This is a genomic window from Bacillus pretiosus, assembly GCF_051294775.1.
GTDB lineage: Bacteria > Bacillota > Bacilli > Bacillales > Bacillaceae_G > Bacillus_A > Bacillus_A wiedmannii.
In genome coordinates this window covers 1,590,098-1,606,001 of record NZ_JBPPHF010000002.1, presented here as the reverse complement: position 1 = coordinate 1,606,001, position 15,904 = coordinate 1,590,098, and the positions used below count along the sequence as shown (strand labels likewise).

Sequence of the window (15,904 nt, the reverse complement as noted above, 5' to 3'; positions counted from 1 at the left end):
GCTTGCTTGACGGAAGTACGATCTCGTTGAGTATTTGTTTGTAACGAACTAGATACATTTTGAGTGGGCTCTGCTTTTACAATTGAGGTTGGTGTTGTATATAACAGGGAACTTCCAGCTATTAAAAAGGCCAGACTTGCACATGTAATTTGACTACGTATTTTCATAAGGCATTCCTCTTCTCTATTCATATTATATCAGTGTTTGCTTACTGTTCCTTACTTCCTGACAAGACTTAGGGAAAGGCCCTCACGCATATAGATTAAAGCCCCAGTACAAAGGTATCTATCAATACCAACAATTTGAGCCATTTAAATCTCCATCCCTCCTATAACAAAATCATTCAAAGGTATGAAAGCATATTATGTACCCTTAGTTATTGTTAGGATTAACACAACATGAGACATAACCCAACCCATATTTTACTTTATTTATCCATAATATGTATTGAGAAAGAATGTAAATTCGAATCCTTTCCGTCCCCCAACTATTGATCGTTTTTTTCATCTATTATAATTAATTATTTAGAATTTCATAATAAAAAACTGTAAAAAAAAATAACGAGTCCCTTAACGTACAGGAAGCGGTTGAAAAATATGTCTAAACGTACAATTTTCTTTTTTTGATATGGTGACCCCATCGCAATCAAGCTAAGGTTTTGAAGTACCCACTAAATGAACTCTTTCTTTCTCTACAGGTAGTTACTTTGAGAAGGTAGCTCATTTTTTTGTTTTTGGAATGTTTACTTTTCTTAAGTTGATGGATGTGCGGTCGAACCCCTATGCATTTCATCAATCATTCCCTTGACTCTCCATTTATAGTACTGTATAGTACTAATATGAAAAAAAATACACTTACTAATAAAGATATTGCTCTGCAATCCGCTTTTACATTGTTTCTTACTAAAGGTTTTCTAGCAACAAGCATGGACGACATAGTCGCACATAGCAAAGTTTCAAAAACGAACATTTATTATTATTTTAAGAGCAAGGAGGAGCTGCTGCTCGCTATTGTTAATCAGTTGATAGCACATTACGAACAGCGAATTAATTATATTGTGTCTCAAAATGAGCTCACCGTTCAAGAGAAATTAGAAGCGGTACTCCACATTTTAAGCGATACTATTGAAAAAAATAACTACCTTGGCGGTTGTCCTTTCCTGACTCTGTATACACAGACGCCTATTGACGCGGTTGAAATTAGAGATAGAATCAAGAGTTTTTTTGAAAAACAGCTGCATGGTGTTGAATTGATTTTAGCCCAAGGGATTGCACGACAAGAACTAAAGAAAGAGCTGCCCGTTAAACAAACAGCTATGTTGATTGTCTCCTCTATTGAGGGTGCTCTCTTCTTGGCTCAAGCTTCTAACAACCAAGATATGATCAAAAATTTATTTCCTACTTTAGCCTCCATGCTAAAGTAATATTTTTAGATACATTAGTACTAGTTAGTAATATAAAATAATAAAGGAATGTTTTTATTATGAATATCTTCATGACTGGCGGAACTGGTTATATTGGACGTCATTTAATCGCTGAGTTAGCTTCTCAGCATCAGATTTATGTACTTGTACGTCAAAAAAATCGTCTTCTTACCATCATCAATCAACTGGCACCCGATCAACAGAACAACATTGTTCCTGTTATCGGTGATCTAACGCAGCCTCGATTAGGTTTAAGTGATGACAGCTACAAACAATTACTTGCAACTGATCTAATTATTCACGCAGGAGGTCCAATGAATATTGAGTTGAACCTCATTGAAGCTGAACAGTCTTTCCTCACCCCTGCAAAATCCCTTGTTCGGCTAGCACAGGATATCCACGCTGAAAAAGAATTAAAGCATTTTATCCATGTCGCAGGCTTTATGAGTCCCTATCATGAACAAAATGCATTGTTGGATCTAGATCATTTGCTGGACAATCAACCACCTTATGAAAAAATGAAGTTTTTAGCCGACTCTTATATACGAAAATCTCTTCATAACATGAGCATTCCCTTATCTACTGTTAATCCTAGTGTAATCGTCGGAGACTCCTTCTCAGGGAAAACAGAACAGATTGGAGGCCTTAGTATCTTAGTCGATGCCGTAAGGCGAAATCTTATGCCGCTTGTTCCAGGCGGCGACGATTATTGGTTACCAATGGTTCATATTGACCATGTGGCTTCGTTTATTTCAAAACTTGTTAACACAGAAGGGTTATCAAGCAATACCTACTATCTTTTAGATTCTAAGCAAGAAAGTCCGTCGATCCGAACTTTCATCAAACTCATGGCACACGAATTGCAGACAACAAAGCCGTTAGGAACTATACCGCTTCCGTTATTGAAAACTGTGCTTAGAATGGGTGCTGATAAGATGCTTGGTATTCCTAAAGAATCCATGAGTTTTCTTGTTAAGTCGGAATTCCCTGTTTACAGTAAATTAGAAATAGAACAAAGGAACGGCAGAAATTCATTCGTAGTTCCGTCCACGCTCCCTTTTATCATTAGTGATTTGGATTATCGGTTAAATCATTTAGGCCTGAATCAAAATGAGCAGAAAGATTTTAGTCAACGAAGAAGGGCTAACTTAGTTTCGCTAGAGAAAGATAGGAATGAAACACCTATTATTTTTCTTCATGGGACGTTCAGCAATGCCGATGCCCTTTTGCCCCTCTCACAATTTTTAAGCGGTTTAAATACTTGGTTCGTAGATTTACCTGGATTTGGGCGTACCCCTTATCACCATAATCCTTCTGTGATAGAAGGCTATGTAGAGAGCATTTCCACTATGATCACTGAGTTGAACAGACCCGTTATATTAGTGGGGCATTCATTTGGCGGATTGATTGCGGCTCAAGTGATGGAACGGCTGCCCTCACTGATCAAACAACTCATTTTATTGCAGCCAGTACTGCATCCTATCCAACCTAAATATAGATTTCGACGTATTACAAGTTTCGTTCTAAAATATATGGAGCCCGCCCGTTTGGAAAAAGAGCTAATTCAAACCAATAGCTTCAGAACATCGAGTCAATTATTGAGTAATTACGCTCATTCTGTAGTCCGTGATTTAAAATCCCCCCGTATACGCAAAACTAACGCTACGGTCATGTCTTGCTTAACTATATCAAAATCCATCCAGTTAAATCCCGAGACATGGGATAAGAGGAAAATTAAGATACTATGGGGAGCTTTGGACAAGGATCATCATGTCCCAAAGCAGTTTGAACACTTGGATATTACACGTATTCAGTACGGTCATCAGTTTCCTGTTGAATCTCCTGAACTAACTGCTCAATGGATTTCTCAAGCTGTAACAGTATAAAGGTTCTTTTGATAGTATTGATGGAGGTGTGATTGTCAACACAAATTCAGACTGCTTTTTTAAGGGCTCGTTTTCTGAACTCAACTGAACTTAAATAACCTAAAGTACCATGAACATGATAATGGTTAAACTGGTTCTGTTGCAAAGTTTGAAAAAAGCATAAACAGGTTGGTAAATGCAGAACAATGTTTAGGAAGTAGCTAGTAATTGTTGAAGTTCGTTGTATGTTGAAAAGGCGGAGTCTCTTTGAAGACTTCGCCTTTGTTTATATAGGGTATGAATGGTTTCATAAGCGTGCAGATTTATTTTTCACTTTCCAAATTCGATAGATGGGATTGCCATATTTATGACTCCATCGCATGATGGTTGTTGGTTTCACTGAAATACCACGTTCTTTCAGGATTTCAGATACATCACGATAACCGAAAGAAAAACGGCAGTAGTAGCCGACAACTACTAAAATAACATCTTACTTGAATTGTTTTCCTTTAAAATATCTCATGTCTGATTCCCCTAAATCCTGTTTTCTAGAGTGTAGCTTCATGTAGAAAAACTTGTTATATGAAAATGCGAGAATTTCCGTTTCATAAATAGGACGGATCATATCCATGACGCAACCTGCTGTAAAAGAGCGTATTAATAAACTTGAAGATTAAGGAGTTATAGCGGCTTGCCGAACAAAATTTGAGCCTTCTAAAATTAATAAAAACATTCAAGCATTCATCATGTTTAAAACGAGTCAATGCTCTGATTTCATCCAATTTTGTAATGCCGCTCCCGAAGTAACTGATTTATATCGAATTAGCGGGGAGTTTAATTATATGATGAAGGTCATGAGCGATTCGATGGATTCTCTCGCTACATTTTTAGACTCCTTAATGCAATTTGGATTATCGTCTCCTTTAATTGTTTTAAAGAGTGAGTTTGAGGAGAAGTTGTCGTTCTGATAAAGAGATACGTATTATCCCCCGCTAACAGTAAAAGTTTTTCTTTTATGAGAAAAACCAACAAAATCAATGATTAGTAAACAAAAAAGAACATTGATATTTCAATGTTCTTTTTTGTATCTCTACTTATTAATTAGATTCCTCTTCTAATAGAGTACCCTTACCCCTGATTCCTCTGCGCCTCTCTAAACTCCTCCTTCACCTTCTCTAACAGCCCTTCTTCCGTAATTAATCGATACGCCGTATTCGCTAGTGCTTTTGCGGATGTAATTAACGCTTTATCTCCAAGTTCTGAACGTGCTGCTTCTCTAAATTCATTCGTATGCGCAATTAAGTCATCTGGACCGATTTTAATGTACGGATGAATTGTTGGTACGACTTGACTTACGTTTCCTGCGTCTGTTGAGCCGATGCCAAATCTTTCTTTCCGATTTACGTCTTCACCTTGTAATTCTAGTTCTTCGGCTACGACGTCATTATATGTTTTTGTTACGAGTAGTTCATCGATTTCGTTTTGGAATTGATGGATTTTCACTTTTGCGCCTGTTGCTAACGCTGCTCCTTGTGCGATATTTTTTACTTTTTCTGTTACTTCTGCACATCTTTTTCGCGTTGCTGCACGGATGAAGAACCTTGCTGATGCGTAGTCAGGAATAATATTAGGTGCTTTTCCGCCCTCGGTAATAACGCCATGAATTTTCACATCTGATGGAAGTTGTTGGCGAAGTGCGTTAATACCGTTATAAAGTTGAATTATCGCATCTAATGCGTTAATCCCTTCTTCAGGTGAAGCTGCGGCGTGAGCTGTTTTTCCGTAAAAATGAAAATCAAGTGGATCGACTGCTAGTGAAGGGCTCGTTGGCGCTGTTTTTCCGCTCGGATGAATCATAAGTGCCGCATCAATATCTTTAAATAACCCCGCTTTTACATAACTCGCTTTCGCACTACCATTTGGTCCTCCTTCTTCAGCTGGAGTACCAAACACGACAACTTCTCCGCCAATTTCTTCAAGCGTTTCTGATAATGCGATCGCGGCCGCAACGCTAATTGTGCCAATTAAATTGTGACCACACGCATGACCAAGTCCTGGTAAAGAGTCATACTCAGCTAAAAATGCGATAACTGGCCCTTGTTTTCCTGAACTTTTTCGCGCGATAAAACCTGTTTCATGTCCAGCTATATTGTGCTGCAGCTGAAACCCTGCACTACCTAGTAATAAACTTAACGTTCTTGATGCATAAAACTCTTGGTTACCAATCTCCGGATTCGCATGAATATCGTGACTTGTTTCTATGTACTTTTCCTTATTTCTTTCTATACTCTCTTCAATTGTTTTTCTTTGTGACGTTACTCCAGTCGCTCCCATTTCTCTTCCCCCTTATATTTTCACATAAAAAAGCCTCTTTCTAAAAGATAGAAAGAGGCTTCTGCATTTACAGTCAAAATGAGCTTCTTTCTTATCTTTCAAGTTACCTTGCTGGAATTGGCACAGTATTCATAAAAGAATCCGCTGCCGAGGTGTCATAGGGCCAGTCCCTCAACCTCTCGTGATAAGAATTTTCATAAGATTATATTAAATTATATTCATTCTATGTTCATTCCAATTAAAAGTCAAGGAATTCCTATCCGAATTTACCGAATATCTAAAAATCCTTTTAACACACCAATTGTTTCCGGTGCTTGTAATCTTGCACATACGTACGGAAATTCGATACTACCTTCAAACATCATTTGAGATGTGAGCGGTGCTCCTGCCCAAAAGATTTCATCATCGATTACGATAAACGGGAATGCTTTATTTTGTCTTTGTAACTTTACATTTTTTAACGGAACTGGTCCATCACTATACACTGTTATTTGCGCATTTGTACGCATTAACGCTTGCCAGACTCGCTTATCCACTTGCTTTGTACTTGGAAGTGAAATAATAATTTTTCGTTTTGCGGCTAAAATATCTTTCAATAACCCTTTCGGCTCTTCAAGATTCATTTCCATAAACCAGCGTAAACGTTTCGAAATTTTCCGCTCCCACAATTGTCTTGATGTCGTACGATCATACACATCTCCGTGACGTTCTATATGAGCTGTTAATTGTGATAACGCTTGTTTTCTCGAAAGGTTTTTACGCATATAATGACAATCTGATAATTGAATGAACTTCCCTCTCGCCCTTGTCACTGCAACGTTGACGAGGCGATGATTTTTATGGTCAAAGAATAACACGCCAGGTCGTTCTTGCGGATAACTATCAACCGTATCAAATATCATCATATCTCTTTCAGAACCTTGAAACTTATGAACCGTCGCCGCTAAAACTGGTATGTTTTGATATTTCGTTCTCTGCAACATTTCTCTAATACACGTTGATAAAAAGCGGGATTGTGCCCTGTAAGGTGTAACAACACCGATCGATTGAACACCATCTAACAGTCCGATTAACATCATTTGCATCGCTACTAAACCAGACATAATGTTAAATCGAGAACCAGAAGCAGCGTCCTTTAACGAAAAGGCTCCCATTAAGCTCGTATCAAATAAAACACTTGCCTCATTTGCGAACGGTTGCAATCGCGCAAGTTCTTTACGCTCTGAAACAGACGGATGATCATATACTCTATTTTTATAAATAAATGAATTTGTAAACTTCGATATATCCGCATGCATACGTCTTTGTTCCTGCAACATAAATAGGTTCGGATGTGCTTCTGATTTATTGACAGACTCAACAATCCCAGCATGGTAAAACATATCTTCCCCAAGCCATTTTCGAACGAGTTCATGGTTCGCCATCGCAATTGGAGGTAACTGTAAAAAGTCCCCACAAACGACGATACGTTTTCCAAGTGAAGCTGCTAATGCAATTTGCGGAACATATGCCATACTCACTTCATCTACGACAACTAAATCAAATGTACGCTCATAAATAAGTGAATCAATGGCACATTTCGATAAAGTCGCACCGATTACTTTCGCTTTTTCAATATATTCTTTTTCTACTTCTTTAATTTTCGCTTTTTGCTTTCGAAGATCACTTTCAATCTCTTGTATACGCTTCTTATCAGCAGAAGTCGCTTTATATGATAAAATCTTTTCACGAAGATCTTGTCGTGTTTCCTCTAAATAGAGTCTTTCTTCTCCCCATGATCCGTTCGTCGTTTCAACTAGCTTCGACGTAAGTAATGTTTCATGATTTCTTATATGTTCATGTTGACTATAACCGTAACGAACAATTTCGCCAGGTGTCCATTTCTTTTTCTTCTCAATTTGCTTCGTTACTTCACTCATTAATACGTCTACTGCCGCATTACTATGAGCCAACACAAGTACCGATTTTCCTTTTTGATAATGAGCCGAAATAATACGTGATAAATTGTAGGACTTCCCTGTTCCAGGCGGTCCCCACACGTACGTTGTCGGATTATAAAATGAACGATATGCCAATTCATTTTTCGGATTTTTCATCTTCTCAATATGTTTCGGACTGCTCGTCCCATCAACAAGACGCTTTATACGATTACGTTTTAACTTATCTTTATGTGCCTCTTTCAATCGCTCTTGTAGTTGCTCTAACAATTGCCACGGTTCACTGTATAAAACAGCTTCTCGTATTTCACCTTGTATATAATCATTTAATTTCAGTTCTATTTCTAATCCATGTACAGATAATACTTCTCCTGTCGCTTCCTCACCATCAAACTCAATTCGAATTGGTGAACCTTCCGGTAAGCTTACTTCCGATATGAGCTGAAATACGTATACTGTACTTTCATAATCTGTATATAAAAAACGACCGTTTATGATAGAAATTTTACTACCACCTATCGTTTTCCAATGTTTAATTTCATACGCTAATGCATAATGCCACTCTTTCATCGTTGCCGATAATGAAGGAGTTTGAGTAGGTGTATTCATCGTATAATCTCCTTCCTTCTCCCCAAACATACTTTCTCACTATACCATATAACACGCTAAAATTTGTAAGGTTTTTATCTTGCTTATTTTCTTAATTTTCAATAACATATTGTATATATTTTTCAGAAAGAAGGGATCTACATGCCAGTTAGAAGAATTGAACACGTCGGTCTTATGGTCGCAAACTTAGAAGCATCTATTTCATTTTATGAAGAAGTAGTTGGCTTACAGCTCATTAAACGTATGGGTCACCCGAATCCCGACTTAAAACTCGCTTTTTTAGGTGTGGAAGAATCGAAGGAAACGATACTCGAATTAATTGAAGGCTACAACTCTTCTCTTCCGGCAGAAGGAAAAGTACATCACATTTGCTTTAAAGTGGATTCATTAGAAGATGAAATCGAAAGACTAAAGAAACACAAAGTAACCTTTTTACTAGGAGAAGAAATTGAAACATTACCAGATGGAACACGTTACATATTCTTCGCTGGTCCTGATGGAGAATGGATTGAGTTTTTTGAGACGGAGAGATAAAGTAAACCTTTATTTTGCGGGATAGAAAAAGAGCCGGAATTCCGGCCTTTGTTTTTAACTAGTAACAATAAAACATACCTTCCATCCAAAAACTCACCTATATTAAAAACAAGCATTTTGTTAGGAGTAGAGAATGGTAAATACAATCTATATTATTATTTTTTGGATACTTATACTCTTTCCAATCCTTTATATACTCAAGATAAAGCATTGGAATTTAAAAGTAGCTGCCGTATTTGTTGGAAGAATTCTATTAAGTATTGTCTATTTCATAAATGGAATGGTGTTAGGTCTGCAACGGGATTGGATAGAGCCTTCCTATGAAACAGAATGGGATTTCTTTAGAAAGTCTTTATTACACGGTAAAACTGATGCATTTATACACTTATCACTTCTCATTATTATCATTATTTTGGATCTAGTCATTACATTTTATTATATTAATAAAATGTAATAGGGTGTTTTCCCTATTTCTTTTCTTACTGAGGTAGCGCCACATACCTAGAAAGTTAAGAGTATGCAAAGTCATTTTTAGGAAAGATTGTTTCTTTTATTGAAAAACTTTGTTTCTACATCATAGATAAAAGAGCAACCAATGCTAAAATAGCTGGAAGTCCTTGTTTCACAATAATTGATTTATTAGATGTGAAACCTCCAAAAATAGCTGCGATCACCACACAAATCACGAAAAATAATTGAACCATATAACCAATTGGCGTAAACCCAATTATAAGTCCCCAAATGAGACCAGCGGCTAAAAATCCATTATATAACCCTTGGTTTGCAAACATAACAGCTACGTTTTTATCTCCTTCTAAATGCTTCGGTAATTTGAAAGCACGTTTCGCTACTTTTGAATTAATAAAAAACATTTCGAGGATCATGATAAACAAATGTTCTAATGCTACAATCCCGACTAAAATAGCTGCGATTATTTCCATACCATCCTACCCCCTCTCTCCTTAATATCAGTTCTATATTATTTCAACTGTGAATTCTATCAACTAGGAAACGATTCCCTTCGTCGGCTGCTTGATCGATAGAAGCATAGTTGGTACATAGCGAGCAATTCCAATCGAGATTGACTAATACCAACGCATTCTTCAAACTTCTCACCAATTCTTTCTAACTGAAAACAGTTGATATATCAATGATTGATGCGTCAATTAATATACATCTCTTTTTTTAGTTTTGCAAGTTTTTTTGCTCAAGTGGGTCTATTTTGTTTCAGCAGCTTTAAATTCATTCACAACAACAGTTCAAATTTCTAGAAATCCTAGTAAAGAAGAATTCAAAAAAAGAAGAGATTATCCCCTTCTTTTTTTGAATTCCCCTTATTATTTACTATAACCACGATTCAGTTTCGTTAACTTTTCATTGATGGTAAAAATTCTTACTCTAATATCTTTAACACCAAATGTTTGAAGTCTGTTTTTGTGCATTTCTCCATATTTTTCAGCATCTTGTTTTTTTTCAAATACATAAATGCCTCCAGCTTCTTTCGTTTCTTGATTCTCCGTCCATATTTTCCAATGGAATCCTTCTTCTTCATTAATACTTTTTGCTAAATCCCAAAATGCTTTTTCCATTTCTTCACCAAAAGGACCTTCAAACGGGAAATCAACTTGTAATAAATATGCCATTTTCACTCACTCCTAAGTTCAATATTTTCAATTCGAATGCATACAGTTTAAAGGCTGTTTTCATAATTCAATAAAAGCTCCCAGATTGCGGTAGATATTTTTAAATATTATATTTTTAAATATTATTTTTTTTGACTTGATTATAATAAAAGATGGACTTCGCGATTCGTTTATTAAATCTGGCATTTTCTCTATCCCTGCCAAATTTGATTGTGGTTCGATTATTTTATCCAGCGAAAGCCCATGTTCAATTAAAGTATTTATTAATGTGGCAACAGTTCTATGGTCAACTACCTCCACTGAGGTGACACGTTTCAGTGGGGGCTTGAGTTAGAACGCTAGGTCTTTTCATCTATCGCTAGACAGTTGACGCTCTAGCATTCATACCACCTTATGGTAGCACCCCAAGTATGTTTTTGGTTGGTACTGGCAACGAACTATTGTTTTCCCACTTGCACCACCCTTTCAAAAAAGAGCAATTCTTCCTTATGGAAGAAGCCACCACTCAGATGAATCCGGCGTATGCTACAAGCCCCGACAAGTCGAGTACACATGGATGGTTGACGCACCCACTAAGCTATGCGCGAAGCAACAGCCTTACGTTTTTGCACTTCTAATAGAATCGGCGTTTTCACTGTGAGATTGTCATCCAATTCTACAACTCTTGATTTTTGCAATGTATTCAGCGCACCATTAATATCAGCATGGATACATGTTCCTGCTTTACTTTGGTACAGACCACGAGTCATTCGTTTGCCACTAAAGTGATAATACGTCTTATCATCCTTAGTCCAAACTGGAACCGGATCTTTATCAAGAAAACTAGCTTTTGAAGTATAGCTTTCTTCTTGTTTTAAAAATCGTATACCTTCTTTTATACATTTATTCTCAATCGCTGCAATCAGTTTATGAAACGGGATTTGAACAATGCGTTCTGAGACACTACTCTTCTTCTAAAATAGCGTAATAATATTCATCCCACCATTCATTTCCATGGGGTATACACTTCCTGAAATATCCTTCTCTTCTCATTCCAATTTTCTCCATCAATCGATATGACGGGATATTTTGTGGCTGACATGTAGCTATAATTCTATGTAATTTCATTTCCTTAAACCCATATTTTAATGTAGCTTGTGCTGCTTCAGAAGCATATCCTTTATTGAAATATTTAGGATTGAATACCCATCCAATCTCGTAAGTATGCTCACCAAAATATTTATGAAAAACAATATGACCAATCAGAATATTTTCATCTACCAGTATCACAGGAAAGTTCTCTGCATTTTCACCCATATTTTTATTTACAAAGTTTCTTGTATCTTCTTCAGTAAAAACCCCTTCGGGTATGTATTTCATAACATCGCTATCTGATGTATACTCATGGACAGCTTGCCAATCTTTGAATTCAAAATTTCGTATTAATAATCTTTCTGTTCTTATAAACATTTACTTTTCTCCTCTCAAAAAATCGTTTCTTTATTTCAAATCCACATTCAACCCTTAAACTATCATACAGATTCATCATAGAAACTACATGAATAATAATTTGATAAATATATCATATAACAAATATTAGCATTCATACATTTCGAAAATTATGTTAATTAAGAGCGAAAATAGCTTTTTCTTAACTATTCTTAATTTCGTTTACTACTAACTTCATTTTAATTAAATAAAATGCTCGATCTGATTTTTTTGCAACTTCTTGTGAATGAGTAACAACAATTACGCATTTTGTTGAGTTTAAATTAAAGTCTACTTCTCCCTGATGTTTCCCCTTTTTATTAAGTACTTCAAATCTACCATGTTGTTTATATAAAGCATAAAGATTATTGGATTTTGAATCAACATATACGTCCCTTTTATTTAAAAATAAGAAAACCCCATATTCAATAAAAAATACAGGGTTTTTATAAAGCAGTTTATTTTGTTCAAAGTTATACTTAGTCGAAAGAAGTTCGTGAATGAAATAGTACTTATCCAATTAAGAAAAATTCATATACCAGCCCAAACATCTTTTCCATATCGCCCTTCATCTTGCACACGATCCAACCAATTCCTTGCTTCTTGTTCACTGACTTCATGAATTTCTTGATAGGCTTGACAAAGGGTGTCTTCTACATCCGGAGCCATTTTACTTCCATCACCACATATATAAAGATGAGCTCCATTATCTAATAACGAAATTAAATTGATTCTATCTTGTTTTATTAAATGCTGCACATATGTTTTAGGAGATCCTTCTAGGCGAGAAAAAGCTGTGTGTAAAGAGATTAATCCATCTCTTTCATCATTTTCTAGTTCTGTACGATAGAGATAATCTTTTTCAGGATGACGACAACCAAAATATAGATGTGCTTGTCCTAATTTCATACCTTTTTGCTTTTGAACGCGACGTGCTTGCAAGAATCCACGGAATGGTGCAATTCCAGTACCTGGTCCAACCATGATAATTGGTGTTTCTGGATTTTCAGGTAATTGAAAGTTTGATTGTGGCGTTCGAATGAAACAGATAATCTCATCTTTATTATGACGCTGAGCTAAATAATTAGAAGCGACTCCTTCATATGTCCCTACCCCACTCCATGCAGGCGCATTCACAACACCAACCGTAATGCTCAGACGATCCTGTACAACGAGTGGAGAGCTTGAAATAGAATAGTAACGCGGTTTGAGCGCAGGAAGAAGTTCTAAAAAGCGTTCAAATCGGATTTCACAAGCCTCATACTTTTCAAGAAGATCCAACATTGATATACGTTTCTTTAATATTTGTTCATGATAAACTCCTTCTTCCAATAATGATTCCAATTCCTTTTTATGAGGAGGGCATGCTGTAAATGTCACCATTTCTCGTATTTGTGCTCGAGTGGCTGCTTCTTGCACTTCAACACTATAACTCAGAAGGTCATATAAACTAACAGGACTGTCTAAAGGTATATGATTTACAGTGCGCCCACTCGCGCTCAATATGACTTGATCCTTTCCGTTTAATCCAAAGCGTTTTAAAATTCGGTTGACATTTTTCTCACTATTAATTGGCAGCACCCCAAGGTGGTCTCCTTCTTTATACGTAGCGCCTTCTGGCAAGGATATCTCAATACGTCGCGTGCTTCTTTCACTGCTAGATGATTGAAGTTCACGATTTTCTAGTATAGATGCATAAACTGCTTCATATGTTCGCGCAAGAGGAGATCCTCCAAGACGACTAACAAATTGTAAACTTAATGTACTGCGTTCTTTCTCCATGTTTTTGTTAAGTTCCAATCCAAATGCCTTCATCGCATCAGACCACATGCTTTGTTTCCATTGCTCGAGCTGTTCCTCGAAATCACCACTTGCATCCGCTTCCCCGCGTTTAGAAAATCTTGTTGCTCCTTTTTGAGCCATTTGCTCATCAATGTATCTTGGAATTCGTTGATAAGTACTCGCCCAATTATGATCTCCACAACCAAAAACTGCGTATTGAACACCTTTTAGCTCATCCGGTTTTAATTCTTCCAACCACTGCACAAATTGTCCTGCATTACTTGGCGGCTTTCCATTATAAGAAGAAGTTACAATAAGAACCGCTCCTTCTTTCGGTAGACTTCCAATTCGATCGTTAAGAGCTACCACTTCCGTTTGAACACCTTCTAAACTAGCTGTATCTGCTAGTTCTCTTGCAATGCCTTCTGCTACCCCTGTATCCGATCCATACAGAACAAGAAGTGAAAGATTATCAGCCCCAATAATAGAAGGAGTCTTCTGAACTTGCTGCTTGGTTTCATGGTTTTTCAGTTTCTCCTCTGCAGGCGCAAGAGCAGTAGCATGGCTAATAGTTTGATTTCGGGGTAGAATCCTAATTTTAAAATCACCAGGCTTTAGCGTTAATGTTTGTTTTACGTCCAGCTGATAGTCTTGATAATCAATGAATTCAAAATGTTGAAGAAGCATTCCCATTACGAGTGTAGCTTCATGAAGTGCAAACTGCATACCGATACATGCCCGTTGACCATTTCCAAATGGCTTATAAGCGTGATGAGGAACCTTATCCAGCTCTTCAAATCGTTCAGGTTGGAATTCTTCCACGTTGTCTCCCCACGCGTCTTTATCTCTATGTAACTGTGGAATAAGAACAGAAATACGATCTTCTCCTTTCTTAATTGGATATTTCCCACCAATCACTGTATCTTCTTTTGCATAGAGACTGAATGCTGGAGCTGTAGGCCATAGACGTAGCGATTCATTTAAAATCATCCGGATATACTTAAGTTTCATAACTTGTTGGTATGTTGGAGTAGGATCTGTTAAAACACGATCTACTTCTTCATAAGCTTTTTTCAATTTATCTGGATTCTTTAATAAAAAATAGATTGCAAAAGATAATAATCCACTTGTTGTTTCATGCCCAGCTATTAAGAAAGTGATAATTTGGAAACGAATATTTTCATCATCTAATTTTTCTCCAGTTTCCGGATCCTGCACATTTAACATACGGGAAAGTAAATCATTTTCTTCCTGATTTCCACTACTTTTACGTTCAGCAATAATATTATCCACTAAGGAAAACATAGATTGAATATCATGCTGAAATTGACGTTTCGTTCTCCACATGAGTTTGTCTTCTATATCCAGCCGCTGTAATTGGTGCATCGCTTCATCTAGAGCACGGCTCATGCTAGTAATAAAAGGATGAGGGGTTTCACGATAAAAGCTATTAAATCGATAATTAAAACCACATAGACCAATTGTATCCAATGTAAGGCGAGTCATATCCTCCGGTACATCTACGCTTTCATTCGGATTAAGCCGTGCCCATTTTTGAACGAGTTGTACGGCAAGATCGACCATCATAGCATGATAATCTTTCATTGCTCGTTGGCTGAATGTAGGCATCAAAATATTATGAGCTTTTTTCCAGTTAGGCTCATGAGTCTCGCTTGTAAATAATCCGTCTCCAGCAAAGGCGCGAACTTTCGCTAAAGCACCCTCTATACTTTTATCAAATCTTGTTTCGTCACAGACTTCTGCTACCAGTTCATGCCCAGAAACGACAATGATGGTATCACTTAAAGTTTGAATTTGAAAAATGGGACCATACTCTTCCGCTATCTTGATAAAGGATAAGGTCGGTTTATCTTTATCGATTAATGGGAGATTCCCCAGCAATCCATATGTTTTCGGTTGAGGAATGGCAGATACTTTTTTATCCATTAAAAACACCCTTTCAAAAAAGCATAAAATAAAATATCCCATTCAATAAAAAGAAGATTGCAATGAATCGCCTGGGATAAAGATATGTAATTGATTACCTTATTTTATCTTTTCCCTAACTATTCACGATTATGATATTGCTTATAAGGTTCGTAACCTAATTTGTTTGTTGCTATTACATTTATAACTTGCAGAAAAAATACTAAATTAAAATGAAGTGTATTATGATAATGTTTATCAGAAATTGAGAGCTAAAGATTGTAGTATTGGGAAAACCAGTAGTTTCTAATGTCAATTCAAACAAATAAGATAAGTAAGTATACTGTGTTGCTAATGAAAAAAGATCTGATATGAATATCAGAT

General features: G+C 36.6%; 10 protein-coding genes, 6 pseudogenes and 1 riboswitch. Of the genes and pseudogenes, 5 read left to right on the top strand and 11 right to left on the bottom strand.

The features are described 5' to 3' along the window. Nucleotides 1-167: pseudogene (locus ACSG5Z_RS16470) on the bottom strand (serine hydrolase domain-containing protein); the annotation flags it as partial. Between the two features lie 671 nt (nt 168-838). Here ACSG5Z_RS16470 and ACSG5Z_RS16465 point away from each other — a divergent pair. Continuing rightward, nucleotides 839-1,423 carry a TetR/AcrR family transcriptional regulator gene (locus tag ACSG5Z_RS16465; RefSeq protein WP_241661615.1) on the top strand — a complete coding sequence of 195 codons (585 nt, stop codon included), beginning with the start codon at nt 839-841 and terminating at the stop codon, nt 1,421-1,423. Between the two features lie 59 nt (nt 1,424-1,482). Next, nucleotides 1,483-3,309: an alpha/beta fold hydrolase gene (locus ACSG5Z_RS16460; RefSeq protein WP_088063954.1), complete on the top strand. Its 1,827-nt coding sequence runs from the start codon at nt 1,483-1,485 to the stop codon at nt 3,307-3,309. A gap of 289 nt (nt 3,310-3,598) precedes the next feature. Here ACSG5Z_RS16460 and ACSG5Z_RS16455 read toward each other — a convergent pair. Then, nucleotides 3,599-3,772, bottom strand: a pseudogene (locus tag ACSG5Z_RS16455) (IS6 family transposase); the annotation flags it as partial. Nucleotides 3,773-3,863: 91 nt separating this feature from the next. Between ACSG5Z_RS16455 and ACSG5Z_RS16450 the strand changes: the two are divergent. Further along, nucleotides 3,864-4,256, top strand: a pseudogene (locus ACSG5Z_RS16450) (Lrp/AsnC family transcriptional regulator). Nucleotides 4,257-4,416: 160 nt separating this feature from the next. Here ACSG5Z_RS16450 and ACSG5Z_RS16445 read toward each other — a convergent pair. Both ACSG5Z_RS16445 and ACSG5Z_RS16440 read right to left on the bottom strand, forming a co-directional pair. Further along, on the bottom strand, nt 4,417-5,622 hold the full coding sequence (locus ACSG5Z_RS16445) for a M20 family metallopeptidase (protein WP_435711767.1): 1,206 nt from the start codon (nt 5,620-5,622) through the stop codon (nt 4,417-4,419). Nucleotides 5,623-5,710: 88 nt separating this feature from the next. Further along, nucleotides 5,711-5,813: riboswitch (SAM riboswitch) on the bottom strand. Nucleotides 5,814-5,888: 75 nt separating this feature from the next. Then, the gene (locus tag ACSG5Z_RS16440) at nt 5,889-8,198 is read right to left on the bottom strand and encodes an AAA domain-containing protein (protein WP_435711766.1); all 2,310 of its coding nucleotides are present in this window, start codon (nt 8,196-8,198) and stop codon (nt 5,889-5,891) included. A gap of 111 nt (nt 8,199-8,309) precedes the next feature. On the opposite strand from ACSG5Z_RS16440, the gene ACSG5Z_RS16435 reads away from it, so the two are divergent. Next, nucleotides 8,310-8,702, top strand: a complete 393-nt coding sequence (locus ACSG5Z_RS16435; RefSeq protein WP_088063956.1) for a VOC family protein — start codon at nt 8,310-8,312, stop codon at nt 8,700-8,702. A 133-nt stretch (nt 8,703-8,835) separates the two neighbouring features. Continuing rightward, nucleotides 8,836-9,156, top strand: a complete 321-nt coding sequence (locus tag ACSG5Z_RS16430) for a hypothetical protein (protein ID WP_262749718.1) — start codon at nt 8,836-8,838, stop codon at nt 9,154-9,156. Between the two features lie 115 nt (nt 9,157-9,271). Here the strand turns inward: ACSG5Z_RS16430 and ACSG5Z_RS16425 are convergent, their stop codons facing one another. The 7 genes and pseudogenes from ACSG5Z_RS16425 to cypD form a co-directional block, all read right to left on the bottom strand. After that, nucleotides 9,272-9,643 (bottom strand): DUF1304 domain-containing protein, encoded by a 372-nt coding sequence (locus ACSG5Z_RS16425; protein WP_087984243.1) that lies wholly within the window; start codon nt 9,641-9,643, stop codon nt 9,272-9,274. Nucleotides 9,644-10,039: 396 nt separating this feature from the next. Continuing rightward, entirely contained in the window at nt 10,040-10,345 is a 306-nt protein-coding gene (locus tag ACSG5Z_RS16420; protein WP_073515595.1) for a monooxygenase, read from the bottom strand. Between the two features lie 60 nt (nt 10,346-10,405). Further along, a pseudogene (locus tag ACSG5Z_RS16415) lies at nt 10,406-10,639 on the bottom strand (hypothetical protein); the annotation flags it as partial. A 278-nt stretch (nt 10,640-10,917) separates the two neighbouring features. Next, nucleotides 10,918-11,283: pseudogene (locus tag ACSG5Z_RS16410) on the bottom strand (zinc ribbon domain-containing protein); the annotation flags it as partial. Nucleotides 11,284-11,287: 4 nt separating this feature from the next. Next, nucleotides 11,288-11,794 carry a GNAT family N-acetyltransferase gene (locus tag ACSG5Z_RS16405; RefSeq protein WP_087984241.1) on the bottom strand — a complete coding sequence of 169 codons (507 nt, stop codon included), beginning with the start codon at nt 11,792-11,794 and terminating at the stop codon, nt 11,288-11,290. A 181-nt stretch (nt 11,795-11,975) separates the two neighbouring features. Beyond that, a pseudogene (locus tag ACSG5Z_RS16400) lies at nt 11,976-12,083 on the bottom strand (ABC transporter ATP-binding protein); the annotation flags it as partial. Nucleotides 12,084-12,343: 260 nt separating this feature from the next. Beyond that, entirely contained in the window at nt 12,344-15,541 is a 3,198-nt protein-coding gene (gene cypD, locus ACSG5Z_RS16395; RefSeq protein ID WP_435711765.1) for a bifunctional P-450/NADPH--P450 reductase, read from the bottom strand. Between the last annotated feature and the right edge of the window lie 363 nt (nt 15,542-15,904).

Coding starts and splice junctions, on each gene's coding strand:
- ACSG5Z_RS16435 (WP_088063956.1), top strand. CDS start 8,310: ATGCCAGTTAGAAGAATTGAACACGTCGGTCTTATGGTCGCAAACTTA.
- ACSG5Z_RS16460 (WP_088063954.1), top strand. CDS start 1,483: ATGAATATCTTCATGACTGGCGGAACTGGTTATATTGGACGTCATTTA.
- ACSG5Z_RS16420 (WP_073515595.1), bottom strand. CDS start 10,345: ATGGCATATTTATTACAAGTTGATTTCCCGTTTGAAGGTCCTTTTGGT.
- ACSG5Z_RS16430 (WP_262749718.1), top strand. CDS start 8,836: ATGGTAAATACAATCTATATTATTATTTTTTGGATACTTATACTCTTT.
- cypD (WP_435711765.1), bottom strand. CDS start 15,541: ATGGATAAAAAAGTATCTGCCATTCCTCAACCGAAAACATATGGATTG.
- ACSG5Z_RS16405 (WP_087984241.1), bottom strand. CDS start 11,794: ATGTTTATAAGAACAGAAAGATTATTAATACGAAATTTTGAATTCAAA.
- ACSG5Z_RS16465 (WP_241661615.1), top strand. CDS start 839: ATGAAAAAAAATACACTTACTAATAAAGATATTGCTCTGCAATCCGCT.
- ACSG5Z_RS16425 (WP_087984243.1), bottom strand. CDS start 9,643: ATGGAAATAATCGCAGCTATTTTAGTCGGGATTGTAGCATTAGAACAT.
- ACSG5Z_RS16445 (WP_435711767.1), bottom strand. CDS start 5,622: ATGGGAGCGACTGGAGTAACGTCACAAAGAAAAACAATTGAAGAGAGT.
- ACSG5Z_RS16440 (WP_435711766.1), bottom strand. CDS start 8,198: ATGTTTGGGGAGAAGGAAGGAGATTATACGATGAATACACCTACTCAA.